Origin of the sequence: Streptococcus anginosus subsp. whileyi MAS624 (genome assembly GCF_000478925.1) — a bacterium.
Taxonomy (GTDB): domain Bacteria; phylum Bacillota; class Bacilli; order Lactobacillales; family Streptococcaceae; genus Streptococcus; species Streptococcus whileyi.
The window spans coordinates 1,984,158-2,009,746 of sequence record NZ_AP013072.1 but is presented as its reverse complement, the minus strand read 5'-3'; the positions used below and the strand labels follow the sequence as shown (position 1 = coordinate 2,009,746).

The following is a 25,589-nucleotide window of genomic DNA, read 5'->3' as shown; positions in this document are numbered from 1 at the left end:
ATAGATTTAATTAACGGAGGAAAATAATATGGTTAAGGTATTAACAGCATGCGGAAATGGCATGGGTTCATCTATGGTGATTAAGATGAAAGTAGAAAACGCTCTACGTAAACTGGGGCAAACAGATTTTACTGTCAATTCATGCAGTGTAGGTGAAGCAAAAAGCCTTGCTTCAGGTTATGATATTGTCATCGCTTCTCTGCATCTGATTCATGAATTGGATGGGCGGACAAACGGTCAATTGATTGGTCTAGATAATTTGATGGACAATAAAGAAATTACTGAAAAACTATCACAAGTACTGGAATGATGCGGCTAGAGGTTTGTCTCAGCCTCGTCGCTTAAGAAATTGATATAGAGGCTTTGGACGTTTGTCCAAGCCTCATTCGCTTAAAAGGATAGGTGAAACTGAAAACATAGGGAAGTTCAAGTCTATTGTGCTTTTAAAGAAGCAGAAGATTTCTCTTTGCCAATCCGTTTTGAGTTTCCATTTTCTACGAAAGGAAGAAGCCATGAATTTAAAGCAAGCATTGATTGAAAACAAATCCATTCGTTTAGGGCTTTCTGCTTCGACTTGGCAAGAAGCGGTCAAACTTTCTGTTGACCCTTTGATTGAAAGCGGAGCTGTTAAGCCTGAATATTATGATGCTATCATCGAATCCACAGAAGGATATGGTCCTTACTATATTTTGATGCCCGGTATGGCGATGCCACATGCTCGTCCAGAAGCTGGTGTACAAAAAGATGCCTTCTCTTTGGTGACGTTGAAAGAGCCTGTAACTTTCTCAGACGGGAAAGGCGTGAGTGTCTTGTTAGCTCTTGCAGCAACGAGTTCAAAAATTCATACGAGTGTTGCCATTCCGCAGATTATTGCCCTCTTTGAATTGGAAAATTCTATTGATCGTTTGTTAGCTTGTCAAACAGAAGCAGAAGTTCTAGCTTTGATTGATGAGTCAAAAAATAGTCCTTATTTAGAAGGATTGGATTTAGATAGTTAGTAAATGGTTGTGTTTCAATATATTAGAAAATAGAAAGTGAGAAAATGATGTCAAAACGATTACCGAATTTACAAGTAGCACTGGATCATTCTGATTTGCAAGGAGCCATTAAAGCGGCTGTGTCGGTTGGCCATGAAGTAGATGTCATTGAAGCAGGGACAGTTTGTCTCTTGCAGGTGGGTAGCGAGTTGGTAGAAGTCTTACGCAGTCTTTTTCCAGATAAAATCATCGTTGCCGATACGAAATGTGCTGATGCTGGTGGGACAGTTGCTAAAAATAATGCCGTACGCGGTGCTGACTGGATGACTTGTATCTGTTGTGCTACGATTCCTACCATGAAAGCAGCTCTTAAAGCTATTAAAGAAGAACGTAGTGACCGTGGCGAAATTCAAGTAGAACTCTATGGAGATTGGACTTTTGAGCAAGCACAGCAATGGCTTGATGCTGGTATTTCTCAAGCTATTTATCACCAATCACGTGACGCTCTGCTTGCAGGTGAAACGTGGGGTGAAAAAGACCTTAACAAGGTTAAAAAACTCATTGAAATGGGCTTCCGTGTGTCTGTGACGGGTGGTTTGAATGTGGACACACTCAAACTTTTTGAAGGAGTGGATGTCTTTACCTTTATTGCTGGACGCGGCATTACAGAAGCTGAAAATCCAGCAGCAGCAGCGCGTGCTTTCAAAGACGAAATCAAACGAATCTGGGGGTAAGTCATGGCACGTCCAATTGGAATTTATGAAAAGGCGACGCCGAAGCAATTTTCTTGGCGGGAACGGTTAGAATTTGCTAAGGAAATGGGATTTGACTTTGTGGAAATGTCGGTTGATGAAAGCGATGCTCGGCTGGCACGTCTCACTTGGTCCAAAGAAGAACGTCTAGAACTTATCAAAGCCATCTATGATACAGGTGTGCGGATTCCAAGCATTTGCTTTAGCGGTCATCGGCGCTATCCTTTGGGCTCAAATGATCCTGAGCTAGAAGCCAAATCGCTTGAAACGATGAAACAATGTATTGAGTTAGCGCAAGATTTAGGTGTGCGGGTCATTCAATTAGCAGGGTATGATGTTTATTACGAAGAAAAATCCCCAACCACGCGCGCTCGTTTCTTAAAAAATCTGCGACGAGCTTGTGATTGGGCTGAGCAGGCGCAAGTCATGTTGGCTATTGAGATTATGGATGACCCATTTATCAACAGCATTGAAAAATATTTGGCTGTGGCAAAAGAAATCAATTCGCCTTATCTCTTTGTCTATCCAGATACGGGCAATGTTTCTGCTTGGCATAATGACCTTTGGAGTGAATTTTACCTTGGTCATCAGGCAATTGCTGCGCTGCACTTAAAAGATACCTATGCCGTGACGGAGCATTCTAAAGGGCAATTTCGCGATGTACCTTTTGGTAAAGGTTGTGTCAATTGGGAAGAAATGTTTGCCGTTTTGAAGAAAACCAATTACCAAGGACCGTTTTTGATTGAAATGTGGTCTGAAAATTGTGAAACGGTGGAAGAAACCAAAGCTGCTATCAAAGAAGCGCAAGATTTCCTTTATCCACTCATTGAGAAAGCGGGGTTATGAAATGTTAGTACCAGAATTACGAGAACGTGTCTATAAAGCCAATATGGAACTTCCAGAGCATGGTTTGGTGAAATTTACCTGGGGTAATGTCTCGGCGATTGACCGCGAGAAAGGTTTGATTGCCATCAAACCTTCTGGTGTGGCGTATGAAAATCTATCTCCAGAAAATATGGTTGTGACAGATTTGGATGGCAATATTGTCGAAGGTGATCTCAATCCGTCATCAGATTTGCCGACGCATGTTGAGTTGTATAAAGCATTCCTAGAGGTTGGCGGTATTGTCCATACGCACTCGACAGAAGGTGTGGCTTGGGCTCAAGCAGGACGTGATATTCCTTGTTATGGCACGACGCATGCTGACACTTTCTACGGTGCTATTCCTTGCGCTCGTGCTTTGACAACTGAAGAAATCAATGGCGAGTATGAAAAAGAAACTGGTAAAGTCATTGTTGAAGAATTTGCCAAGCGTGGCTTAGATCCACTCGCAGTAGCAGGTGTAACCGTCCGCAACCACGGACCATTTGCTTGGGGGAAGGATGAAAAGTCTGCTGTTTATAATGCAGTTGTACTTGAAGAAGCTGCTCGCATGGCACGCTATACGGAAGCTATCAATCCAACTGTTGCAGAAGTACCGCAAGAGCTCAAAGATAAGCATTACCTGCGGAAACATGGCAAGAATGCTTACTACGGACAGAAAAAGTAAGAACGACGATAAGAAACCTATCAAGGGGTGGAACGATTACTATGATTCAGAGTGTCATGGTTGGCAGTTCCACACCCTGCTTTTCTCATTCTGCTTCCGCAACAAACTCAAAGATAACCAAAATAACAGATGGACTCGTTTCAATCTCGTAGGAAGATGTGTGAAAAGATGTTATAATAATTTACAGTCCCTTTCAAGGAGTAAATGATGATACTATTGGACCAGACAAGTTGTGACTTACTAAGATACCTCATTCAGTTGAAAGAGCCAGAAACGATTATGACGATTTCACGAGCAACCAATCAATCGCGGAGGAAGATTTATTATCATTTGGAAAAAATCAATGACGCTTTGGCAGAGGTTGGTGAAATGATTAGCAGTCGTCCGAGGGTAGGGATTGTCTTAACTGCACAGCAAAAGGAATTATGCCAATCCTTGCTGGAAGGAGTCGATTCTTATAGTTATGTCATGAGCATGACCGAGCGCATGCAGTTGACCGTTCTGTATATTTGTGTTGCAAATAAGCGTGTCACCATTGAAAAACTGATGGAATTGACCGAGGTGTCTCGGAATACCGTTCTTAATGATTTGAACGAAATCCGCAATCAGTTAGCTTCAGAGCAGTATCAAGTCAACCTTACATCCACAAAAGCGCAAGGATATCTTTTGAAATGTCATCCACTCAATAAAATCCAATATGTACATTCTCTCTTGTATCACATTTTTGCAGAGGGAAATCATAGTTTTGTTACGATTTTAACAAAGAAGATAAGGAATTTTGTTGGTGATGAGATTCTTCTGTCGGATGATTTACAAGACTTTCTTAACCAAAGGGTACAAGATGTAGAGCAAGACTTAGGTAAGAAAATCAATCGCCATGAAATCAAATTTATGTTGCAAGTCTTACCATATCTTCTGTTGAGCTGTCGAAATATGGCTTTAAGTGAGGAAGAACAGGAAGATTTGAAGCGTGAGTTTACCTTGATTCGCAAGCGGATTGAATATCAAGCAGCTAAACATTTGAACAACAATTTAGGGGCGACATTTGGCTTGAAATTAAATGATATTGAGATTTCACTCTTAACTGTTCTTTTGCTTTCTTACCGGAAAGATCGGGATATTCATGCAACCAGTCAAGATTATGTCCAATTAAAAGAAGCGATTGATGAGTTTATCTGGCGTTTTGAAGTTAGTTCGCACTTTGAAATTGAAAATAAAGAAGATTTGTTGCGGAATTTATTGACGCATTGCAAAGCTCTACTATTTCGTAAAACCTACGGCATTCTGTCTAAAAATCCATTGACAAGACAGATCAAGGAAAAATATGCAGATTTGTTTGCGGTCACCAAGTCTTGCGCTGTGATTTTGGAGGAAGCGTGGCTTATTTCACTAACCGATGATGAGGTGGCTTATCTTGCTCTTCACATGGGTGGATTTTTAAAGCATAATCATGCTGAAAAACGAGATGCTAAACGAATTTATTTAGTTTGTGACGAGGGAGTAGCTGTGCAGAAATTGCTACTCAAACAGTGCTTGTATCATTTACCAAATGAAAATTTAAGTGCTGTTTTTACGACAGAACAATTCAAAAGCGTCGAAGACATTTTAGATGTGGATTTATTAATTACGACAAATGACGGCTTGGAAACCACTCTGCCAACGATCCAGATTCAGCCCATTTTGGATTACGAGGACGTATTGAATATTACTTCTTTTGTCAAAGATCAAACCCTTTCTACTAAAGGAGTGCGATTTAGTCAAGATTTAGAACGACTTTTGTCACAATACCTCAAGGATTCAACTCGTACACAAGAGTTGAAAAATAAAATTCAAAAGCTTGTAAACGAAGAATTATTATCAACTTCAACAGAAGACTGAAAGAATGGATGACTAGCTAGGGATAGAATTCCCGACTTTTTTAGGTACTAAAAATAGTCCAATCTTGAACACAACCGTGTGCTTTATTTGGTCTTTTTTTCTCTCTTAGAGCAGCTTATACTAAAGATAGAAATATAATATTATCTTGAGGAGGAATGATCATGCCAAACGTAAACGAAATTACTCGGGAATCTTGGATTTTAAGTACTTTCCCAGAATGGGGAACATGGTTAAATGAAGAAATCGAGCAAGAAGTCGTGCCAGCTGACAACTTTGCGATGTGGTGGTTAGGAAACTGTGGTATCTGGATTAAGACACCAGGCGGTGCTAATGTTGTCATGGACTTATGGTCAAATCGTGGGAAAGCGACCAAGCAAGTTAAGGATATGGTTCGTGGACATCAAATGGCTAATATGGCAGGAGCTCGTAAATTACAGCCCAATCTTAGGGCCCAACCAATGGTGATTGATCCATTTATGATTAATGAGTTGGATTATTATTTGGTTTCTCATTATCATAGTGACCACATCGATATTAATACTGCGGCAGCCATTATCAATAACCCAAAACTTAATCATGTTAAATTTGTAGGACCTTATGAATGTGGTGAAGTTTGGAAAAATTGGGGTGTGCCAAAAGATCGTATTATGATCTTAAAGCCAGGTGATATCTTTGAATTCAAAGATATTAAGATCACCGCTGTAGAGTCGTTTGACCGCACCTGTCTGGTAACTCTCCCAATACAAGGAGCTGATGCTCAAGATGGTGATTTAGCAGGTTTAGCTATCACAGATGATGACATGGCTCGCAAAGCTGTTAACTATATTTTTGAAACACCAGGTGGTACCATCTATCATGGCGCAGATTCTCACTTCTCAAACTATTTTGCCAAACATGGAAAAGATTTCAATATTGATGTAGCGATTAACAACTACGGTGACAACCCAATCGGTATTCAAGACAAGATGACTTCGATTGATTTGCTTCGTATGGCTGAAAATCTGCGTGCCAAAGTCATTATTCCAGTTCACTACGACATCTGGTCTAATTTCATGGCTTCAACAGATGAGATTCTTGCCCTCTGGAAAATGCGCAAAGAGCGCTTGCAATATCAATTCCATCCATTCATTTGGGAAGTCGGCGGTAAATACACTTATCCGCAAGACAAAGACAGAATTGAATACCACCATCCACGTGGTTTTGATGATTGCTTCGAGCACGATTCAAATATTCAATTTAAGGCTTTACTATAAAAAATTAAGTGGGAATTATCCGTATACATTGCGATATGCGGATAATTTTCATATAATGATAGTGTAGAATAATTGCTACTGAAAGGGTAGTATTATAAAAGGAGAATTCAATGTCAAATTTATCTGTCAATGCCATTCGTTTTTTGGGAATTGATGCTATTGAAAAATCAAAATCTGGTCACCCAGGTGTTGTCATGGGCGCAGCTCCGATGGCTTATGACTTGTTTACCAAGCAAATGCGTGTGAATCCAGAAGTACCAAATTGGGTCAATCGCGATCGTTTTGTATTATCAGCAGGCCACGGCTCTATGCTGCTCTATGCACTTCTTCACTTGTCTGGTTTTCAAGATGTCACAATGGACGAAATCAAGAACTTCCGTCAATGGGGTTCTAAGACGCCTGGACATCCAGAATTTGGACACACGGCTGGTGTAGATGCGACAACTGGACCCCTTGGTCAAGGAATTTCGATGGCAACTGGTTTTGCGCAAGCAGAACGTTTCCTAGCTGCTAAGTACAACCGTGAAGGCTATACTATCTTTGACCACTATACGTATGTCATTTGTGGTGACGGAGACTTGATGGAAGGCGTGTCTGCTGAAGCGGCTTCTTATGCTGGACTGCAAAAGCTAGATAAGCTCATCGTTCTTTATGATTCAAACGATATCAATTTGGACGGAGAAACGAAGGATTCCTTTACAGAAAGTGTTCGTGACCGTTACAATGCTTACGGTTGGCACACAGCTTTGGTTAAAGACGGAACAGACTTAGAAGCGATCAATGCAGCGATTGAAGCCGCAAAAGTTTCTGGCAAACCTTCCTTGATTGAAGTCAAAACGGTCATTGGCTATGGCTCGCCAAATAAACAGGGAACCAATGCTGTTCATGGGGCTCCTCTTGGTGCAGAAGAAGCAGCCGCTACTCGCAAAGCTCTTTCTTGGGATTACGCACCATTTGAAATTCCAGAAGAAGTCTACGAAGATTATCGGGTTAATGTTGCAGAACGCGGCAAAGCTGCCTATGATGCTTGGGAAAAACTCGTTGAAGAATACAAACAAGCCTATCCTGACTTAGCTGATGAAGTTGCTGCCATTATTGCTGGAAAAGATCCAGTTGAGATCAAACCAGAAGATTTCCCAGTAAAAGAAACAGGTCTTTCACAAGCTACTCGTAATTCTAGCCAAGATGCTTTGAATGCTGCCGCAAAAGTTCTCCCAACTTTCCTTGGTGGCTCTGCTGACCTCGCTCATTCTAATATGACTTACATCAAAGAAGATGGTTTGCAAGATGATGCCCACCGTCTTAACCGCAATATTCAATTCGGTGTGCGTGAATTTGCTATGGGGACTATTTTGAATGGTATGGCACTTCACGGAGGACTTCGTGTTTATGGCGGTACGTTCTTTGTCTTCTCAGACTATGTTAAAGCGGCTGTTCGCTTGTCAGCTCTGCAAGGTTTGCCTGTGACCTATGTCTTTACACATGACTCAATCGCAGTTGGTGAAGACGGTCCAACTCATGAGCCAATTGAGCATTTAGCAGGACTTCGTGCCATTCCAAACCTCAATGTTTTGCGTCCAGCAGATGCGCGTGAAACGCAGGCCGCTTGGTACTTGGCGCTGAAGAGCAAAACAACCCCGACAGCTCTTGTTCTCACGCGTCAAAACTTGACTGTTGAAGCTGGAACAGACTTTGACAAGGTAGCGAAAGGCGCCTATGTTGTGTATGAGACAACAGATGGTTTTGATACAATCCTTCTAGCATCTGGTTCTGAAGTCAACTTAGCTGTTGCAGCTGCAAAAGAGTTAGAAGCGCAAGGAGAAAAGGTTCGCGTTGTCAGCGTACCGTCAACAGACATCTTTGATGCACAAGACGCTGCTTACAAAGAAGCAATTTTACCAAATGCAGTTCGTCGCCGTGTTGCAATCGAAATGGCTGCAACCCAGTCTTGGTACAAATATGTCGGACTTGACGGAGCTGTTATCGGCATTGACAAATTCGGTGCTTCTGCTCCAGCTGCTAAGGTAATGGAAGAATATGGCTTCACCGTTGCTCATGTCGTAGAAGTTGTGAAAAATTTGAAATAGTAACTATCAAGAAGAACCGAGGCTTGCTTTGCTTCGGTTTTTCTAACTAGAAATGCTATAATGAAAATAGGAAATTTTAGCTTGGAGGTGTGAAGATGACAAAGGAAAGTATGATTTATCAGCTGTTGAATGAATTGAAAATTTCTTATGATCGTCTGGATCATGAACCAATTTCTTCCGTTATTGAGGCTGCTGAAAAGGGAATTGTCCTACCGGGGCAACAGGTCAAAAATCTCTTTTTGAAAAATAAAAAGGGGCGTCAATTTTATTTGGTCATTTTGCGGGACGAAAAAACGGCAGATATCAAGCATTTGGCAGAAATCCTTGATGAAAAACGATTATCATTTGCCAATGATAAGGAGCTGGAGGAGCTTTTACAGGTAGAACCAGGTGCGGTTACACCTTTTGGGTTGCTTTTTGATAAGGAAAAGAAAGTCCAGCTGATTGTGGACGAGGAGGTTGATCCGAACTTGACCGTGGGTTTTCATCCTTTTGTCAATACAACAACGCTCAATATCGCTTATGCTGACTTTTTACGTTTTTTGGAAAAAGCAGAGCATACTGTCAAAAGAATTCGCTGCTAGTCAGACTTAAGGAGGAATCCTTTTAGAAATTTCAGCCCCTCCTTGTAAATTCTCTAGGAATCTGCTATAGTAGATAATATATGAAATCTAAAGGAGACTAAAATGGGTAACGGTTTTTCAATTTTAATCATGTTGGTTGTGATGATGGGCTTGATGTTCTTCATGCAACGTTCTCAAAAGAAACAAGCAGACAAACGGATGGAAAGCTTGAACAAACTACAAAAAGGATATGAAGTTATCACAATTGGTGGCTTGTATGGTACGGTTGATGAAGTTGATACTGAAAAGAAAACAGTTGTTCTTGATGTAGACGGTGTTTACTTGACATTTGAATTAACAGCTATCAAGACCGTATTACCTCTCACAGAGGGAATCACAGCAGTTGCTGGTGCAGACGGAAGTGTTGATATGTCAGAAGATACAGCTATTGAAGAAGAATAGTAGTGTTTTAAGCTAGAAAAAGGGATTGGAGTTTCTCCAGTTCTTTTTATTTTTGTTTGAAAGGTTTCTTTTACAACTTATAAGAATAATTCTTTTACTACTTTGACGTTGTCAATTAGCTATTTTGATGCCAAAGCTAACTAAGTAACAAATATTCCCTTAGCAGAATAGGAATTTAAAAAAGATAAAGTATTTAATTTTTATCGTAAAATAATGTGAAAAAGAAGTTGGAGCCAAAAATTTCTATGTTTCGGCTTCTTTTTTATCTGAAATTTAGCATAAATCCCATTTTTAGAGGATTTATGATATAATGAAATGTAAAACTTTATTAGGAAAACAAGCAGATGTTTAGTTTTAAGAAAAAAGAAAAAATTGAAGTTCCATTACAAATACCGAGACATATCGGTATTATTATGGACGGGAATGGTCGTTGGGCTAAAAAGAGAATGCAGCCGCGCGTTTTCGGACACAAGTCTGGAATGGAAGCTTTGCAAAACGTTACCATTGCAGCTAAAGAGTTGGGTGTCCAAGTATTGACGGTTTACGCTTTCTCCACAGAAAATTGGTCGCGTCCTGAAAAAGAAGTCAGCTTTATCATGAACTTGCCGGTTGAATTTTACGACCGTTATGTGCCTGAGTTGCATAGAAATAACGTAAAAATTCAAATGATCGGAGACACAGAACGTCTGCCTAAGGCAACTTATGAGGCACTTTGTAAGGCAGAAGAATTGACACGACTCAATACAGGTCTAATTCTTAATTTTGCTTTAAATTATGGTGGTCGTGCTGAGATTGTTCAGGCGGTTAAAATGATTGCTCAAGATGTGTTAGATGCCAAGTTCAGTCCGGGCGAGATTGATGAAGAGATAATTGCCAATTATCTACAAACCAGCAATCTACCTCGATTATTGCGCGATCCGGATTTGGTCATTCGAACGAGCGGAGAATTGCGTTTGAGTAATTTCTTACCTTGGCAAAGTGCATATAGTGAGCTGTATTTTACAGACATTTTATGGCCGGATTTTGATGAGAAAGCTTTGAAAGCAGCTATTGAAGAATATAGTAAACGAAATCGTCGATTTGGCGGCGTGTAGGAGAATTTATGGATAAGGATTTACAAAGACGTGTTATTTTTGGCGGAGTGGCACTTGCTATCTTCATTCCAGTTTTGATGATAGGAGGCGCTCTTCTGCAAATTGGAATGGGGCTTCTAGCCATGTTGGGTGTTCATGAATTGCTGCAAATGAAAGGGCTGAGAAGTACCACACTAGAAGGTGTCTTAGCCATGTTAGCAGGTTTTGTGCTGACGATTCCACTCGAAAACTATTTGAAATTTTTGCCGGTAGACGGAAATGTTGTGGCCTATAGTTTAGTTGTTTTTCTTCTATTAGGCTCAACTGTTCTAGGGAAAAATTACAGTTTTGAAGATGCGGCTTATCCAATCGCTGCGAGTTTTTACGTGGGAATTGGCTTCAATGCTTTGCTAGATGCACGGGTGGCTGGTTTTGACAAAGTGCTCTTAGCCTTGTTTATCGTCTGGGCAACGGATAGCGGAGCTTACTTGGTCGGACGGAGATATGGCGTACGTCGCTTAGCTCCGCGAGTTTCACCAAATAAAACTGTTGAGGGCAGCCTAGGAGGCATTGCTTCAGCAGTCCTTGTAACATTTATTTTTATGTTGTTTGATAGAAACGTTGCCGCACCTCATCATATGTTTGTCATGCTTCTTTTCACAGTATTCTTTAGTATTGCAGGACAGTTTGGGGATTTGGTAGAAAGTGCGATTAAGCGCCATTTTGGAGTCAAAGATTCTGGTAAATTTATACCCGGACATGGTGGTGTGTTAGATCGTTTTGACAGCATGCTGTTTGTCTTTCCCTTGATGCATTTCTTTGGATTGTTCTAATGAGAATGGTAAAATGAAGTGGGACAGACTAATGTGATTGTTTTGTAATCACTCACAGAAAAATGAAATCTGAGAAGATGACATAAAAAATCAATATTTCGCAAGAAATTGATTTTATCATTTTACTTTGTGCAGTTGACTAGGGTTTGGTCGTCATGCCTTGCGTAGCAAGGGATTAGAACTGCCACTCAACAGTGATTGCTTGGCACTAAAGTACCTAATCAATTGTGCATAGGAACTCTAAATTGACTAAAGTCAACAGAGTTTCTCACCACTGCGTTTTGTTGTAAAAATAATTATTGTAAGAGTCTGGGAAACGTTCCTCCCAGCCTCTTTGTGAATGAACTTTATAAGGAAATCTTAAGCCGAGTGAAGTAATCTTGATTTGCTGGGTACAATTCAGTAAGATGATCATGTCAGAAAGTAGAAAGGTTGGTGTAATGCAGTCTGGTATTATAGGAATTATCACCTTTATCATTGTTTTTGGAATTATTGTAGTTGTTCATGAGTTTGGACATTTCTATTTTGCGAAAAAATCGGGCATTTTGGTGCGGGAGTTTGCTATTGGAATGGGCCCGAAAATTTTTGCTCATATCGGAAAAGACGGCACGGCCTATACTATTCGGATGTTACCGCTGGGTGGCTATGTTCGTATGGCTGGTTGGGGCGAAGATTCGACCGAGATTAAAACCGGAACACCTGCTAGTTTGACTTTAAATGAAGCAGGCAAGGTCGTCCGAATCAACCTTTCGGGCAAGAAAATTGATCAAACTGCTCTGCCGATGAATGTGACGGGCTTTGATTTAGAAAACAAGCTTGAAATCACTGGTTTGGTACTAGATGAACAAAAGACCTATGCGGTTGACCATGATGCAACAATCGTAGAAGAAGACGGCACAGAGGTTCGGATTGCTCCGCTTGATGTGCAGTATCAAAATGCTAGTTTAGGCGGGCGCCTCATTACCAACTTTGCAGGACCGATGAACAATTTCATTTTGGGGATTGTAGCTTTTCTGTTGTTGATTTTCATGCAGGGTGGCGTTGCCAATCCCAATACAAATCACATTCGTGTCTTACAGGACGGTGCCTTGGCACAAGCTGGTGTAAAAAATAACGACCAGATTTTAAAAGTTGGTCAAGCCGAAATTAAGAATTGGTCGGATTTGACCCAAGCTGTTCAGTCTGAGACGAAAAACAGTAAAGGGCAATCAGAACTAAATGTGACGGTTAAAAGCGGAAATAAAGTTCGAGAGCTGACAGTTAAGCCTAAAAAAGAGCGAGGAAGATATCTATTAGGAGTGATGCCGGGCTTGAAATCAGATTTTCCGTCTATGATCGCGGGTGGGTTTAGCATGGCTTGGAACGCTAGTTTCCGCATCTTTGACGCTTTAAAAAATTTAATTTTCCACCCAGACATCAATAAACTAGGCGGTCCTGTGGCGATTTACAAAGCCAGTAGTGACGCTGCTAAAGGCGGTCTTGAAAGTGTTATCGCTTTATTAGCTATGCTATCTCTAAATATTGGTATTTTTAATCTCATTCCTATCCCAGCGCTTGACGGTGGAAAGATTGTGCTCAATCTTCTTGAAGCCATTCGTCGCAAGCCATTGAAACAGGAAACAGAAACCTATGTCACTTTAGCAGGTGTCGCCATTATGGTGGTGTTGCTGATTGCGGTGACCTGGAATGATATTATGAGAACCTTCTTTTAAAAGGTGAATTCTAAATAATAAATAAAAGGAAGAATTTATGAAACAAAGTAAAATGTTAATCCCAACACTACGTGAAATGCCTAGTGATGCACAAGTCATCAGTCATGCACTTATGCTGCGTGCGGGCTATGTCCGCCAAATTTCAGCAGGTGTTTACTCTTACTTACCATTGGCTAATCGCGTGATTGAAAAAGTAAAAAAAATCATGCGAGAAGAATTTGAAAAAATCGGTGCGGTCGAAATGTTAGCTCCAGCCCTCCTTAGTGCCGACCTTTGGCGTGAATCAGGTCGTTATGATACCTACGGTGAAGATCTCTATAAGTTAAAAAATCGCGAAGGTTCAGATTTTATCTTGGGGCCCACTCATGAAGAAACATTCACCGCAATTGTACGGGATTCTGTAAGATCTTATAAGCAATTACCGCTCAATCTTTATCAGATTCAAGCAAAATATCGTGATGAAAAGCGTCCTCGCAATGGCTTATTGCGGACACGTGAATTTATCATGAAAGACGGTTATAGCTTCCATGCCAATTACGATAGTCTAGATGTGACTTACGATGAGTATAAGACTGCCTACGAGAATATTTTCACCCGAAGTGAGGTTGATTTCAAAGGGATTATCGGTGACGGTGGTGCCATGGGTGGGAAGGATAGCCAGGAATTTATGGCCATTACACCTGACCGTACCGACCTTATGCGCTGGGTTGTTCTAGACAAGTCAGTCACTAGTTTTGATGAAATTCCGACAGACGTACAAGAAGCGATAAAAGAAGAATTGACGAGCTGGTTGGTGTCTGGTGAAGATACAGTTGTTTATTCGAGCGAGTCAGGATATGCTGCAAACCTTGAAATGGCAACAAATGAATACAAACCAAGCAATCGTGTCGTAGCAGAAGAGGAATTGATTCGTGTAGAAACCCCAGATTGCAAGTCAATTGATGAAGTCGCTGCTTTTCTTCATGTTGATGAAAGTCAAACAATCAAAACCTTGGTTTACATTGCTGACGAAAAGCCTATCGTGGCTCTGCTTGTCGGAAATGATCAACTGAATGAAGTGAAGTTGAAAAATTATTTGGGTGCTGATTTCTTTGAACCGGCAAGTGAAGACGAGGTTCGTGAGTTGTTTGGAGCAAACTTTGGATCTCTTGGGCCCGTTCATCTTCCAGAAGATGTTCAAATCATCGCAGACCGCAAGGTGGAGGACGTTCACAATGCAGTTGCTGGTGCGAATGAAGACGGTTATCATTTGACAGGTGTCAATCCAGGTCGAGACTTCACAGCAAAATATGTAGATATTCGCGAGGTGCGTGAAGGAGAAGTTTCACCAGACGGACAAGGCGTTTTGAAATTTGCACGCGGCATTGAAATTGGACATATCTTTAAATTAGGAACTCGTTATTCAGAAAGCATGAATGCGACTGTTTTAGATGAAAATGGTCGTGCAGTTCCTGTCGTAATGGGCTGTTACGGTATTGGTGTTAGTCGCCTCTTATCAGCTGTTATGGAACAACACGCTCGTCTCTTTGTCAATAAGACACCAAAAGGAGATTATCGCTATGCCTGGGGAATCAATTTTCCAAAAGAATTGGCACCGTTTGATGTGCATCTAATCCCTGTAAATGTCAAAGACGAGGAAGCTCTTGCCTTGACAGAACAGCTAGAAGTAGAACTGGTCAAAGCTGGCTACGAAGTTTTGACAGATGACCGCAATGAACGCGCAGGTGTGAAATTCAGCGACAGTGACTTGATTGGCCTACCAATCCGTGTGACGATCGGGAAAAAAGCTGCTGACCGCATCGTTGAAGTCAAAATTAAAGCGACAGGTGATACCATTGAAGTGCATGTTGACAATCTTCTTGAAACACTTGCAATCTTAACGAAGAAAAATGAATAAATAGGTCTAAAACAAGAGCTAAATTATCATTCAAAAAACAGGAAAAATCTTAATTGGAGACAATCCGAAAGAGATTTTGCCTGTTTTTTTGAGTTGATATTTTGCGTCGACTTGTTGGCGTGGGACAAAGAAGGACTGTTGAGGGAAATGTGTTTTACTTTGCTTTCATTTTTTACTATTTGAAGATAAAAAATAACTTTTTAGGGCATCTTCTGAGGAAACCTTTGAAATATTTTATACTAAAAAGGTAGAAAAAGGAGTTGAAATGAGAAAGATAAAAAATATTCTTCAAATGAGTTTGCTAATCGTTCTGACACAGATTGCCTTGGTATTGCTGACGACGCCATTGTCCAAATCATTGACCTTTCAGCAGTCAAGTTTTGTATTTTTGTTCATTCTATTTTTTGCTGGCTTGCTTTATTTTCGCTATTTTTCCAGAGAGTTAACAGATTTTAAATCAGAAATCTTAACGGCTCGTTACTGGCCTCTACTGCGATTATCCTATCTCATGATGGTATTTATCAATGCGATAGGAGTTTATCTGATGATTCTAGAAGGGACGGCTGCTGTTTCAGAAAGTCAACAATTATTTATGAGCCTGTTCATCCACTCCTCTCTTTTTTTGCTGGGTGTTGATGTGATAGCTCTCGTGCCTGAAGTACGGTCATCTATTATTCATCTTTTTGTTTCAAAAGATCAAGCAAGAATGAGTTTTGTGATAGGGAGTTTGTTTTTTATCCTTTTACGAAATCCAGCTGATATCAGTTGTTTTATCGTTTATACGGGCTTAGGATTTCTGTTTTCACTCTTTATTCCCAAGTCACTTCCTCGTTTGGAGTTCTCCATTTTCAGTCATTTGGTGCGCAATAGCTTTTCTCTTCTTTTCTTGCTCATTTTTTGGTAAATTCCTTTTGTAGAAATCTCACTTCTATGATAAAATGAGAGCATTATAGATTGGGTGAGAAGGACAATGATACAAAAGGAAGAACAGTTAGAATGGTTGCACCAACACCAAACAAAAGAGCCGCATTTAGGCTTAGAACGAGTGAGACGACTATTAGCATTGCGAGGTAATCCGCATTTACAAATCTCGGTCATTCACATTGCAGGTACCAATGGAAAAGGATCAACGATTGCGCATTTACGTCAGCTATTGCAAGCAAAGAGGTTGTGTATTGGAACGTTTACATCGCCTTATCTTCTTAACTATAATGAGCAAATTGCAATCAATGGTTTGCTTATTTCAGACGAAGACTTTTGTTCTTTGTTGCAATCTTATCAAAGGTTATTAAAAGAGCAGGCAGATGATACGATATTGCAGGAAATAACAGAGTTTGAGATTATCACAGCATTGGCTTATGATTATTTCTGCCAGCAAGAGGTAGATGTGGTCATAATGGAAGTAGGTCTGGGTGGTTTATTGGACAGTACTAATGTGTGTCAACCGGATTTGACAGCTATTACGACAATCGGGCTTGATCACATGGCTATTTTAGGTACCACACTGGCAGACATTGCAGTGCAGAAGGCAGGTATTATCAAAGAGAGGGTGCCAGTGGTGACAGGCAAGATTTCTTCAGAAGCACTGGCAGTTATTCACACTATTGCTCAGCAACGTCAGGCTTCTCATGTCTGCTATGGGAAAGATTATCAAGTGGAGTCTGTGCAAGGCTTAGAAGAGGGAGAAGACTTCCTCTTTTCCAATGCCTTTCGGCAGAAAGAAGACTATCAAACTGTTCTTTTGGGCATTCATCAGGTTGAAAATGCGGGACTGGCGATTGAACTGTGTGATCAATATTGCAGCGTGAAAGGTTTACCATTGTTGAGTGAAAATGAGGTGCGACGGGCATTGAAACGAACGTATTGGCCTGCTCGCTTGGAGAAAATTACAAATGCACCGTTGATTTTGCTAGATGGTGCGCACAATCCTCATGCAATGAAAGCTCTGATAGCTTCCCTAGAAAGCTATTTCCCAGATTATCAAAAGCACATTTTATTTTCTTGTATTCAGACCAAGGCCTTGGATGAAATGGTTGCTTTGTTAAAAACTGTTTCCAAATCTCAGTTATTTCTCACTACATTTGAGGATTCACGGAGTTTTTCAACAGAAGAAATGCAAGGTTTGGCAAAGCGAGAAAAGTTAGCATATGTAGAGTGGTTGCCTTATTTGGAGCAATACAAAAAAGTCAAGCATGGAGAGAAAGAGCTGCTGCTCATCACAGGCTCTCTCTATTTCCTTGCAAATGTGAGAAAATATCTAATAAGCGATTAGGTAAAAGGAGGTTTTCTAAATAGTTAAAATGTGATAGAATGAAAGAGCAATTCATTTGCACAGAGTAAGTGGTCTGCGTTAAGTGTGTATGGATGGGATGTTGCCATACAACGAAACATTTGTGCGGTAGACCATTGCATCCGCTGTCATTTTGACGGCTCCCGAAAGAAAAGGAGCGAATATGAGAAAAAACTCGCCTAAGTTGTCGGTGCAACTGTTAGTTGTCCTTGCTATGATTGTAGCTCTCTGCTTTGTCTTAGAGAAATTCTCAATCTTTGTCATCCCTCGTTTGTTGAAGCTGAGCCCGGCTTTCATTGGTTATACCCTTATGGGAAGTGTCGCTGGTCCGATTTTATCTGGTCTGGTTTCTGCCGTATATGATATGCTTTCCTTTTTCTTTTTGAGTCAGGGGCAACCATTCATTATCTGGTTTACATTAATTGAGGGCTTGCAGGGGGTTCTCTATGGTTATTTCTTTTATGGCAAAGAATTACGATTTGAACGGAAGAAAGACTGGCTGTGGGTGACACTAGCAACTATCGCTGTTATGGGAGTGGGAACCTTTACCTTAACGCCCTTAGCTCTCCATTTACAATATGGAGTACCCTTTGTTGCACTATACGCTACTCGGGCATGGTCTGTTTTTGAAATTCCTTTACGAGTAGTTGTGACGATGCTTGTTGTTCCACAGTTGCAACGAATCCCCGAATTACGTAAGTTAATGGGATTAAACAATAAGTGAAAAAACGAGAGCAGAAAAAGGCTGAGACATCACTGTCTACAGCCTTTTCAAATATGCATTTTTTAATAGTTTTTTATCAAATCAACGGTTGAACGATCCAATTTCTTAACAAGAGCTTGTAAGAAAGCTTGAGCTTGTAGAAAGTCGTCCATTGCGTAGAGTGTTTGATGAGAATGAATGTAACGTGCACAAACACCAATAGTTGTAGAAGGCACACCACCGTTTTTGAGATGAGCAGCGCCTGCATCGGTTCCGCCTTTGCCACAGTAGTATTGATACTTGATGCCTGCTTCTTCTGCCGTTGTTAGAAGGAAATCTTTCATATTTGGCAACATGAGGTGACCTGGGTCAAAGAAACGAATCAGAGTCCCTTCTCCGATAGCTCCTTGATCTCCGTAAATGTCGCCAGCAGGCGAACAGTCTACTGCCAAGAAAACTTCTGGGTCAAACTTAGTCGTTGAAACATGGGCTCCACGCAATCCGACTTCTTCTTGGACATTGGCTCCAACATAAAGTTCGTTGTTAAGCTTTTGTCCAGCCAGAGCTTGAACCAGTTCACTCACCATGAGGACACCGTAACGATTGTCCCAAGCTTTTGAGATAACGTTTTTCCCATTAGCTGTGAGAATAGCAGAGCTGTCTGGTACAATCGTATCGCCTGGACGAATGCCGTAGCTTTCAGCTTCTGCTTTATCAGCAAATCCACCGTCAAAAACAATATCTTCAATCCTTGGTAGACTTGGTCCACCTGTTCCACGAGTCAAATGTGGAGGAACAGATCCTGAAATAACAGGAATTTCATCTCCTGTACGATTAGATAATTTAAACCGTTGGCTGCTAACGACGAGTGGATTCCAGCCACCAATTTGTACCACACGAAACGTTCCATCGGGTTTGATTTCACTCACCATGAAGCCAACTTCATCCATGTGGGCAGCTACCAAGACACGTGGTGCATTAATAGCTTCTGAATGTTTTACTCCGAAAATACCACCTAAGCCGTCGGTTATGACTTCGTCTACATGAGGAGTGATTTTTTTACGCAAATAATTGCGAACAGGCGCTTCATGCCCTGAAACGGCAGCAATTTCTGTTACTTCTTTGATTTTTGAAAATAATTCTGACATCATTAACCTTCTTTCTGTTCTTATTTTATCATTTTCTATCATAGTTGGGTAGCATTCAAAGATAAAAAACAGTAGTGTTTCGATTTGTCCCAATTTATCTTTTGTGTTAAAATATTGTCATGAAAGCTAAAAAGATTCTATTAACAACGGCTGCACTTGCGGGAGTAGGGCTTGCAGCTTATGCTACTAAAAAAACGTTGGACGAGCGAAAAGAAGCTGAGCGGCGTGAGCAATTAGTTGCGGAAATTCGGAAAAGTTTGTCTGAGCTAGGCGATATTGCCACACTATATGTGCAATTATACAAGTCAGATGAGCATCGATTGGTTGGTGGTGTGGTGTATGAAGATAATCGACACCTCACATTTGTGTATGAAAACGGTGAATTGACCTATGAGGAAGAACAATGATTATTCCAGCAAATATAGAAGAATTGGCATCATTTGTGAAACGCGAAGGAAAGGTTGTGTTCTTTTTCACAGCCGAGTGGTGTGGAGATTGTCGTTTTATTAAACCTTTTTTGCCTGAGATTGAAGCAGAAAATCCTGATTTTACCTTTGTTGAGGTCAATCGTGACGATTATATGGAAGTTGCCAAAAAGTGGGATGTGTATGGGATTCCTAGCCTAGTAGTCCTAGAAAATGGACAAGAAATTGGTCGTTTTGTTAATCGCGAGCGAAAAACGAAGACGCAAATCAATGAATTTTTAGCCCAGTTAAACTGAACATATAGGAGAAATAATGATTTTTACATATAATAAAGAGCACGTTGGAGACGTGCTGATGGTGATTGTTGCAGACGGTCAAGGAGTTAAGTTAGCTGCTGAGCGCAAGGGAAACGTAGCGCGTATTTATCGTTTGGACAATGGAGAAACAGTTGCTTGGAATATTTTTCAGGTTTCTAATCTTTTTAATATTACCGAACGTGGGCAAGTTTTTCTGACAGATGAAGAAATTTCAATTCTGAATCAAGAATTGAGCCAAGCAGGTTTTGAACCAGAATTAGTCAATGATCTTTCCCCAAAATTTGTAGTAGGTGAAATTGTGGAAATGGTAGCTCATCCAGATAGTGATCACCTTAATATTTGTCAAGTAAAAGTAGCAGCAGATAAAGTGGTTCAAATCGTAGCAGGTGCGCCTAATGCTAAAGTAGGTCTCAAGACGATTGTGGCGCTTCCGGGTGCTATGATGCCAAAAGGAAACTTGATTTTCCCTGGTGAGTTGCGTGGAGAAAAGAGTTTTGGTATGATGTGCAGCCCTCGTGAATTACAATTGCCCAATGCTCCGCAAAAACGTGGGATTATTGAATTAGCAAGTTCAGAAGTAGTAGGAACAGCATTTGATCCAGCTAAGCATTGGCAAGGGTAAAATAGAAATTAAGTTTTAATCGTGAATTTTCACGATTTTTTCTTTTCTCTTACGAATAAATAGTTAGGAGGAAAAGAAAATGTATAATAAAGTAATTTTAATCGGTCGCTTGGTGAATACACCAGAATTAAACAAAACAGCTAATGATAAATCTGTGGCGCGTGCAACACTTGCTGTCAATCGTCGCTACAAAGGACAAAATGGTGAACGAGAAGCAGACTTCGTCAATGTCGTTGTTTGGGGCAAGTTAGCTGAAACCTTAGCAAGCTATGCAAGTAAAGGCAGCTTAATTTCGCTAGATGGTGAACTTCGCACTCGCCGCTATGAAAAGGACGGAGTGACGCATTATGTCACAGAAGTACTTTGCAATGGCTTTCAGCTATTAGAAAGCCGTGCACAGCGAGCTCTTCGTGAGAATAATGCTGGTGCAGATTTGGCAGACTTGGTTCTGGAAGAAGAGGAATTGCCATTTTAATGATGAAGAGGAGAATAGGTATTTCGTAAGAAATTGATTTTGTCATTTCACTATTGCATATTGAATATTTTAAAAGAAATATACGAGTCTGGAATATTTTTATCTCAGGCTCTTTTTTATACAAGGTTTTGCTTTTTTGTATAAATATAATATAATAAACCTAGATGAAACAGAGTTTTCTGTTTGAGACTGGTGTTAATAAGGAGAAAAAATGGGAGTAGGTAAGGGAAAAAAGCAATGTCGCTATTATCGCAAATATCTATTATTTTCTCTGTTTGTCCTTGTATTGACAGGGTTAATTTTCCTCTATGTAAAAGGAAATTCATCAGATATCAAGCAGGTCAAGATAGGAGTGACCTATATGACGATGAACAATGATTTTTATAAAACCTTGAATGCTGAAATTGAGAAAAAAACCAATCAACAGGGAAGTCGACTTTATGTACGAGACCCAGAACTAGACGAAGACAAGCAAAGCCAGCAGATTGATTATTTTGTTCAAGAAAAAGTGAATGTGATTGTTATAAACCCAGTTAAGAGTGACAGTCCAAAGATTCTGACTTCTTTAAATAAAGCCAGAAAAGCGGGAATTAAGATCATTGTCGTGGATGCACCTGTTAGCAAAGACGCTAAAGTTGATACTACTATTGTGTCAGACAATTATCAGGCTGGTGTGTTGATAGCTAAAGACATGATGAAACGTTTGTCTAGTGCGAATATTTTGCTGTTGGAGCACCATAACGCAGTATCTGCTATGGATCGGATTCAAGGATTTTTAGACACGATTAAGGGGAACTCTGCCTATCAAGTGGTTTCTGAGCGAGAAACATTGGGGCAGACGGAAGAAAGTATGCCTCAAGTAAAAAAAGCATTGAACGAAGGAATGCAATTTAATGTGGTCATGTCTTTAAATGATCGTGCTGCAATCGGAGCTCTCGCAGCCATAAAAGATCAAGGTGTGACAGACAAGATTGCAATTTATGGCGTAGATGGCTCGCCTGATATTAAGAATTTCCTTGCCAACACCAATGATATTCAAGGAACGGTTGCCCAGTCTCCGATTCAAATGGGCAGAAAGGTGACAGAAGTGATTGAGCGCATGATGAAGCATCAATCTTACAAAAAGGAGTACCTGATTCCTGTTCATTTGGTGAATAAAGATAACATTGGGCAATATACAATTACAGGATGGCAATAATGAGACGAAATAAAAGTATTTTTTATAGCAAGATTGCTTTAATGGTCATCAATTTCATTGCCATTGTTTATAATGCCTCTATTTATCTTTTTGCAACAAATTACGTGGTCGCAAGAGGTTATGCTCATTCACTATTGGGGCGTTTGGATGCTATCCCAGGCTCGCCGAGCTTTAGTTTTTGGATGTCGATTGCCTTTTATGCTTGCTTATTATTGGTTTTTTATTACCGTGAGAAGCATCCAAATCAGCTATCCGTTTATGATAAAGTAACTATTATTGAGATTTTGCTGATGTTAGTTATCTTTTCTGTCTTGCATTCTTCTTATAATGGTCTGATTCTCTTAGTTTTTGCAGATATTTTTTATGGTTCCAAAGAATTTAACACTTCAAAAGATCGGAAATACTGGTTTTCCTTTATCATTTTGAGTTTTACCATGTTGCTCTTATCCAACTATGATTTAATGTCGCTTTTTGTTAAATTGCCTTCGTTAGATACTTATATTCGCTTTTGTCCAGAATCGATTCGCATGGCTCTCCTTTTTGGAAAGAATTTTCTCTTTTCACTGAATCTAGTTGTCTTTATGATTTCTCTACTATTCTATATTTTATCTGCGATGACCGAAAAACACCATATTGAAGAAGAGCTACGCATGGCCGCACAAGCCAATCGCGAGTTGAATAGTTATTTAGCCTTATCTGAAAAAATCGCAGAAGACCGTGAAAGAAAGCGAATCGCTAGAGAAATTCATGATACGCTAGGGCATGCTTTGACAGGGATTTCTGCGGGGATTGATGCAGTTAAAGTATTGGTGGATATTGACAAAAATCGTGCTAAGGAACAGTTAGAAAATGTTTCTGTGGTTGTACGAGATGGTATCCGTGATGTACGAGGTTCACTCAATAAAATGCGACCTGGTGCTTTAGAAAATAATAGCTTAAAGGAAGCGTTGTTCAAAATTATTCGAGAATATGAAGCCATTTCTAATTTGGAAATTCATTTTCGCTATGAATGGGCCACAATTGATTTGGATGTTGCAAAAGAAGATATTGTCTTTCGGGTGATTCAAGAATCCATTACAAATTCGGTGCGGCATGGACACGCCAAGACGATTTGGATTGAATTATTGGAAAAAGAAAATTATATCATGACCATTCAAGACGATGGAGTCGGCTTTGATGAGCTTTACTATGGTTATGGTCTCAAACAAATGCAGGAGCGTTTGGCGATTATTGGTGGGAGTGTTCATTTTGAAAATCGCAACGGTTTCTATACTCATATTGAAATTCCGAAAATAGGAGGAAAGAATGATTAAAGTTTTAATTGCAGATGATCAAGCCTTGATTCGTGAGTCTTTACAAATTATTTTATCGGCTCATTCAGATATTGAAGTAGTGGGAACAGTCGGTGACGGCAAGGAAGTGCTCGAAAAACTTCACCATATACATCCAGATGTGATTTTGATGGACATTCGAATGCCTGTTATGGATGGCGTTCTCTGTACAAAGGCAGTCAAAGAACACTATCCAGATATCAAAATTATTATTCTAACAACTTTCGATGACGATGATTTCATTTTTTCAGCATTGAAATACGGAGCTTCTGGTTACATTTTAAAAGGAGTTTCTACTGAAGAATTGCACCAAGCCATTCAAACGGTTTACAAAGGTGGTGCTATGATTAACCCTAACATTGCTACCAAAGTGTTTAAAATCTTTTCACAAATGGCACAGTCCAATTTTGCTATTTCTGTTGCCGAAGAAAATGTGGAAGACATGAGTCAGACTGAGTGGAAGATTATCCAACAAATTGGTTTTGGAGTTTCAAACAAGGAAATTGCAGCGAAGTTGTTCTTGTCTGAAGGGACAGTGCGGAATTACTTGTCAGGCATTCTGGCGAAATTAAATTTGCGAGATCGCACGCAATTAGCTATTTGGGCTGTGCAGACAGGTGTTACCCAACGTGATTTTAGTAAGGACAATGACAAATGAAGTGGCGGATGAGGTATTTGACGATGTTCGTCTCGTCTCTCCTTTTAGTGCCCCTTAGCTTTGTTTTATGGACTTCCAATCAAAAAAAGATTTTGCGAATTGGAGTGTATGCAGGCAGCAGCTGGGACGTTCTGAATAGTCGTGAGAATAGAGTATTAGACAATATTATCCGCCAATTTGAAAAGTCATATCCCAATGTCAAAGTCGTCTATGAGAGCGGCATTCCTAAAAAGGACTATGACAATTGGCTAGCTGAAAAAATTTTAAAAGGGGAACAGCCAGATGTGTTTATGGTGCCTGAAAATGATTTTTCGATGTTAGCGGCTTCCGGGGCTTTCAAATCCTTAGACTCTTTACTTAGCAAAGATGAAGTTGCCGCTTACTATCCAGTTGCTTATCAAGCCGGACAATATCAGGGGCACAGCTATGCTTTGCCGATTGAAAGCAATCCTGTCATGATGTGTGTCAATAAGGATTTACTGGAAAAGGAAGGAGTTTCGATTCCCGATTCTAATTGGACTTTAGAAGACTTGTATGCGATTTGTCAAAAAGTCACAAAGGACACAAACGGGGACGGTCTGATTGACCAGTATGGTATTACGGATTATACCTGGAAGCAGGCCTTAGTAGCTTATAATGGTCATCTGAGAAATCAAAGTGGTGTCAATGTTGATAGCGCAGAAATGCATCAAGCGTTGTCCTTTATCAGCAAATTAACTTCATTGAATCAACGGTACAAGGTAACGTCAAATGATTTTGATGAAGGTAAGGTAGCCTTTTATCCTATGAGTTTGGCGCAATATCGGACTTATAAACCTTATCCTTATCATGTAGCAAAGTATTCTAGATTTTCTTGGACTTGTATTCCCATGCCAGCTGCTAAAGCAGGCATTCCTGCAACACAAGTGAAAACGTCCCTTTTTGCCATGTCTTCAAAGACAAAACAAGATAAATTAGCTTGGGAATTTATGAAATTATTGTGTCAAAATCATAAAAATCAGCAAGAGCTATTTGCAAAATCACAAGGGACCTCTGTCTTGACTTCCGTAGTTAAAAGCAGTCAGACGAAAAAGATTTTACAGGCAGATGACTTTGGACTGGATTCGCTGACATCGCAACGACTGGATCATATGATGAAGCATTCGGTGTTAGATATTAGCAGAGACTTAGATTATCATTCTTTGGAACGCCTAGATTATTTACTAGGAAATGCTCTCAAAAACAATGAAATAGACAGTATCTTACCAAGCATTCAAAGGGAAATAGAAGAAACAGGCAAATAGAGATTTAACGAAGAATAAATATCAAAATAGTCAGATGAGAGATTGAGCTCAAAGCTGGCTATTTTTCTTTTGAAAAACTATATGACATTTGTCATATTTTAAC

The 25,589-nt window shown here is 40.1% G+C and carries 26 protein-coding genes and 1 riboswitch; of the genes, 25 read left to right on the top strand and 1 reads right to left on the bottom strand.

Translation table 11 applies throughout. The features are described from left to right. Positions 1-28: 28 nt before the first annotated feature. The 17 genes from ANG_RS10010 to ANG_RS09930 all read left to right on the top strand — a co-directional run bounded on the left by ANG_RS10010 (position 29) and on the right by ANG_RS09930 (position 18,050). Entirely contained in the window at positions 29-310 is a 282-nt protein-coding gene (locus ANG_RS10010; protein WP_025272011.1) for a PTS sugar transporter subunit IIB, read from the top strand. 202 nt (positions 311-512) lie between these two features. Then, positions 513-998: a PTS sugar transporter subunit IIA gene (locus ANG_RS10005; protein WP_020999451.1), complete on the top strand. Its 486-nt coding sequence runs from the start codon at positions 513-515 to the stop codon at positions 996-998. A 47-nt stretch (positions 999-1,045) separates the two neighbouring features. Further along, entirely contained in the window at positions 1,046-1,711 is a 666-nt protein-coding gene (locus ANG_RS10000; RefSeq protein ID WP_025272010.1) for a 3-keto-L-gulonate-6-phosphate decarboxylase UlaD, read from the top strand. Between the two features lie 3 nt (positions 1,712-1,714). Continuing rightward, positions 1,715-2,575 carry an L-ribulose-5-phosphate 3-epimerase gene (locus tag ANG_RS09995; RefSeq protein ID WP_003035309.1) on the top strand — a complete coding sequence of 287 codons (861 nt, stop codon included), beginning with the start codon at positions 1,715-1,717 and terminating at the stop codon, positions 2,573-2,575. A 1-nt stretch (position 2,576) separates the two neighbouring features. Continuing rightward, positions 2,577-3,278 (top strand): L-ribulose-5-phosphate 4-epimerase, encoded by a 702-nt coding sequence (locus tag ANG_RS09990; protein ID WP_003070771.1) that lies wholly within the window; start codon positions 2,577-2,579, stop codon positions 3,276-3,278. A gap of 207 nt (positions 3,279-3,485) precedes the next feature. Then, complete coding sequence (locus ANG_RS09985; RefSeq protein ID WP_025272009.1) at positions 3,486-5,156, top strand: BglG family transcription antiterminator; 1,671 nt, start codon at positions 3,486-3,488, stop codon at positions 5,154-5,156. Positions 5,157-5,317: 161 nt separating this feature from the next. Beyond that, positions 5,318-6,409 carry an L-ascorbate 6-phosphate lactonase gene (gene ulaG / locus ANG_RS09980; RefSeq protein ID WP_025272008.1) on the top strand — a complete coding sequence of 364 codons (1,092 nt, stop codon included), beginning with the start codon at positions 5,318-5,320 and terminating at the stop codon, positions 6,407-6,409. A gap of 110 nt (positions 6,410-6,519) precedes the next feature. Next, on the top strand, positions 6,520-8,496 hold the full coding sequence (gene tkt / locus ANG_RS09975; protein ID WP_025272007.1) for a transketolase: 1,977 nt from the start codon (positions 6,520-6,522) through the stop codon (positions 8,494-8,496). A gap of 95 nt (positions 8,497-8,591) precedes the next feature. After that, positions 8,592-9,080 (top strand): prolyl-tRNA synthetase associated domain-containing protein, encoded by a 489-nt coding sequence (locus ANG_RS09970; RefSeq protein ID WP_003032284.1) that lies wholly within the window; start codon positions 8,592-8,594, stop codon positions 9,078-9,080. 102 nt (positions 9,081-9,182) lie between these two features. After that, positions 9,183-9,521: a preprotein translocase subunit YajC gene (yajC, locus tag ANG_RS09965; protein ID WP_003026971.1), complete on the top strand. Its 339-nt coding sequence runs from the start codon at positions 9,183-9,185 to the stop codon at positions 9,519-9,521. Positions 9,522-9,865: 344 nt separating this feature from the next. Next, positions 9,866-10,615, top strand: a complete 750-nt coding sequence (locus ANG_RS09960) for an isoprenyl transferase (protein WP_003035391.1) — start codon at positions 9,866-9,868, stop codon at positions 10,613-10,615. Between the two features lie 8 nt (positions 10,616-10,623). Next, positions 10,624-11,427 carry a phosphatidate cytidylyltransferase gene (locus ANG_RS09955; protein WP_003035312.1) on the top strand — a complete coding sequence of 268 codons (804 nt, stop codon included), beginning with the start codon at positions 10,624-10,626 and terminating at the stop codon, positions 11,425-11,427. 440 nt (positions 11,428-11,867) lie between these two features. Further along, positions 11,868-13,139 carry a M50 family metallopeptidase gene (locus ANG_RS09950; protein WP_020999453.1) on the top strand — a complete coding sequence of 424 codons (1,272 nt, stop codon included), beginning with the start codon at positions 11,868-11,870 and terminating at the stop codon, positions 13,137-13,139. A gap of 37 nt (positions 13,140-13,176) precedes the next feature. Then, on the top strand, positions 13,177-15,036 hold the full coding sequence (locus ANG_RS09945) for a proline--tRNA ligase (protein ID WP_025272005.1): 1,860 nt from the start codon (positions 13,177-13,179) through the stop codon (positions 15,034-15,036). Between the two features lie 265 nt (positions 15,037-15,301). After that, on the top strand, positions 15,302-15,940 hold the full coding sequence (locus ANG_RS09940; protein ID WP_025272004.1) for a hypothetical protein: 639 nt from the start codon (positions 15,302-15,304) through the stop codon (positions 15,938-15,940). A 66-nt stretch (positions 15,941-16,006) separates the two neighbouring features. Beyond that, positions 16,007-17,308 (top strand): bifunctional folylpolyglutamate synthase/dihydrofolate synthase, encoded by a 1,302-nt coding sequence (locus tag ANG_RS09935; protein ID WP_025272003.1) that lies wholly within the window; start codon positions 16,007-16,009, stop codon positions 17,306-17,308. Between the two features lie 58 nt (positions 17,309-17,366). Beyond that, a riboswitch (THF riboswitch) is annotated at positions 17,367-17,456 on the top strand. Between the two features lie 33 nt (positions 17,457-17,489). Then, positions 17,490-18,050, top strand: coding sequence for a folate family ECF transporter S component (locus ANG_RS09930; RefSeq protein ID WP_003035299.1), 561 nt, complete (start codon positions 17,490-17,492; stop codon positions 18,048-18,050). A 62-nt stretch (positions 18,051-18,112) separates the two neighbouring features. On the opposite strand, the gene pepA is transcribed toward ANG_RS09930, so the two are convergent. Further along, on the bottom strand, positions 18,113-19,177 hold the full coding sequence (gene pepA / locus ANG_RS09925; RefSeq protein WP_020999455.1) for a glutamyl aminopeptidase: 1,065 nt from the start codon (positions 19,175-19,177) through the stop codon (positions 18,113-18,115). Between the two features lie 119 nt (positions 19,178-19,296). Between pepA and ANG_RS09920 the strand changes: the two genes are divergently transcribed. From ANG_RS09920 to ANG_RS09885, 8 genes are all read left to right on the top strand, one after another. Further along, positions 19,297-19,584, top strand: a complete 288-nt coding sequence (locus tag ANG_RS09920) for a DUF4651 domain-containing protein (RefSeq protein ID WP_003035369.1) — start codon at positions 19,297-19,299, stop codon at positions 19,582-19,584. Next, complete coding sequence (locus ANG_RS09915; protein WP_003035304.1) at positions 19,581-19,898, top strand: thioredoxin family protein; 318 nt, start codon at positions 19,581-19,583, stop codon at positions 19,896-19,898. Before ANG_RS09920 ends, ANG_RS09915 begins: the two co-directional genes overlap by 4 nt. 16 nt (positions 19,899-19,914) lie before the next feature. After that, on the top strand, positions 19,915-20,541 hold the full coding sequence (gene ytpR / locus ANG_RS09910; RefSeq protein WP_003026939.1) for a YtpR family tRNA-binding protein: 627 nt from the start codon (positions 19,915-19,917) through the stop codon (positions 20,539-20,541). Positions 20,542-20,620: 79 nt separating this feature from the next. Beyond that, positions 20,621-21,016, top strand: a complete 396-nt coding sequence (locus tag ANG_RS09905; RefSeq protein ID WP_003035348.1) for a single-stranded DNA-binding protein — start codon at positions 20,621-20,623, stop codon at positions 21,014-21,016. Between the two features lie 211 nt (positions 21,017-21,227). After that, positions 21,228-22,214 carry a sugar ABC transporter substrate-binding protein gene (locus tag ANG_RS09900; RefSeq protein ID WP_025272002.1) on the top strand — a complete coding sequence of 329 codons (987 nt, stop codon included), beginning with the start codon at positions 21,228-21,230 and terminating at the stop codon, positions 22,212-22,214. Next, positions 22,214-23,527, top strand: coding sequence for a sensor histidine kinase (locus ANG_RS09895; protein WP_003035292.1), 1,314 nt, complete (start codon positions 22,214-22,216; stop codon positions 23,525-23,527). Before ANG_RS09900 ends, ANG_RS09895 begins: the two co-directional genes overlap by 1 nt. Next, positions 23,520-24,203: a response regulator transcription factor gene (locus ANG_RS09890; protein ID WP_003035377.1), complete on the top strand. Its 684-nt coding sequence runs from the start codon at positions 23,520-23,522 to the stop codon at positions 24,201-24,203. The genes ANG_RS09895 and ANG_RS09890 overlap by 8 nt, the downstream gene beginning before the upstream one ends. Next, positions 24,200-25,486, top strand: coding sequence for an ABC transporter substrate-binding protein (locus tag ANG_RS09885; protein ID WP_025272001.1), 1,287 nt, complete (start codon positions 24,200-24,202; stop codon positions 25,484-25,486). Before ANG_RS09890 ends, ANG_RS09885 begins: the two co-directional genes overlap by 4 nt. Positions 25,487-25,589 lie beyond the last annotated feature (103 nt).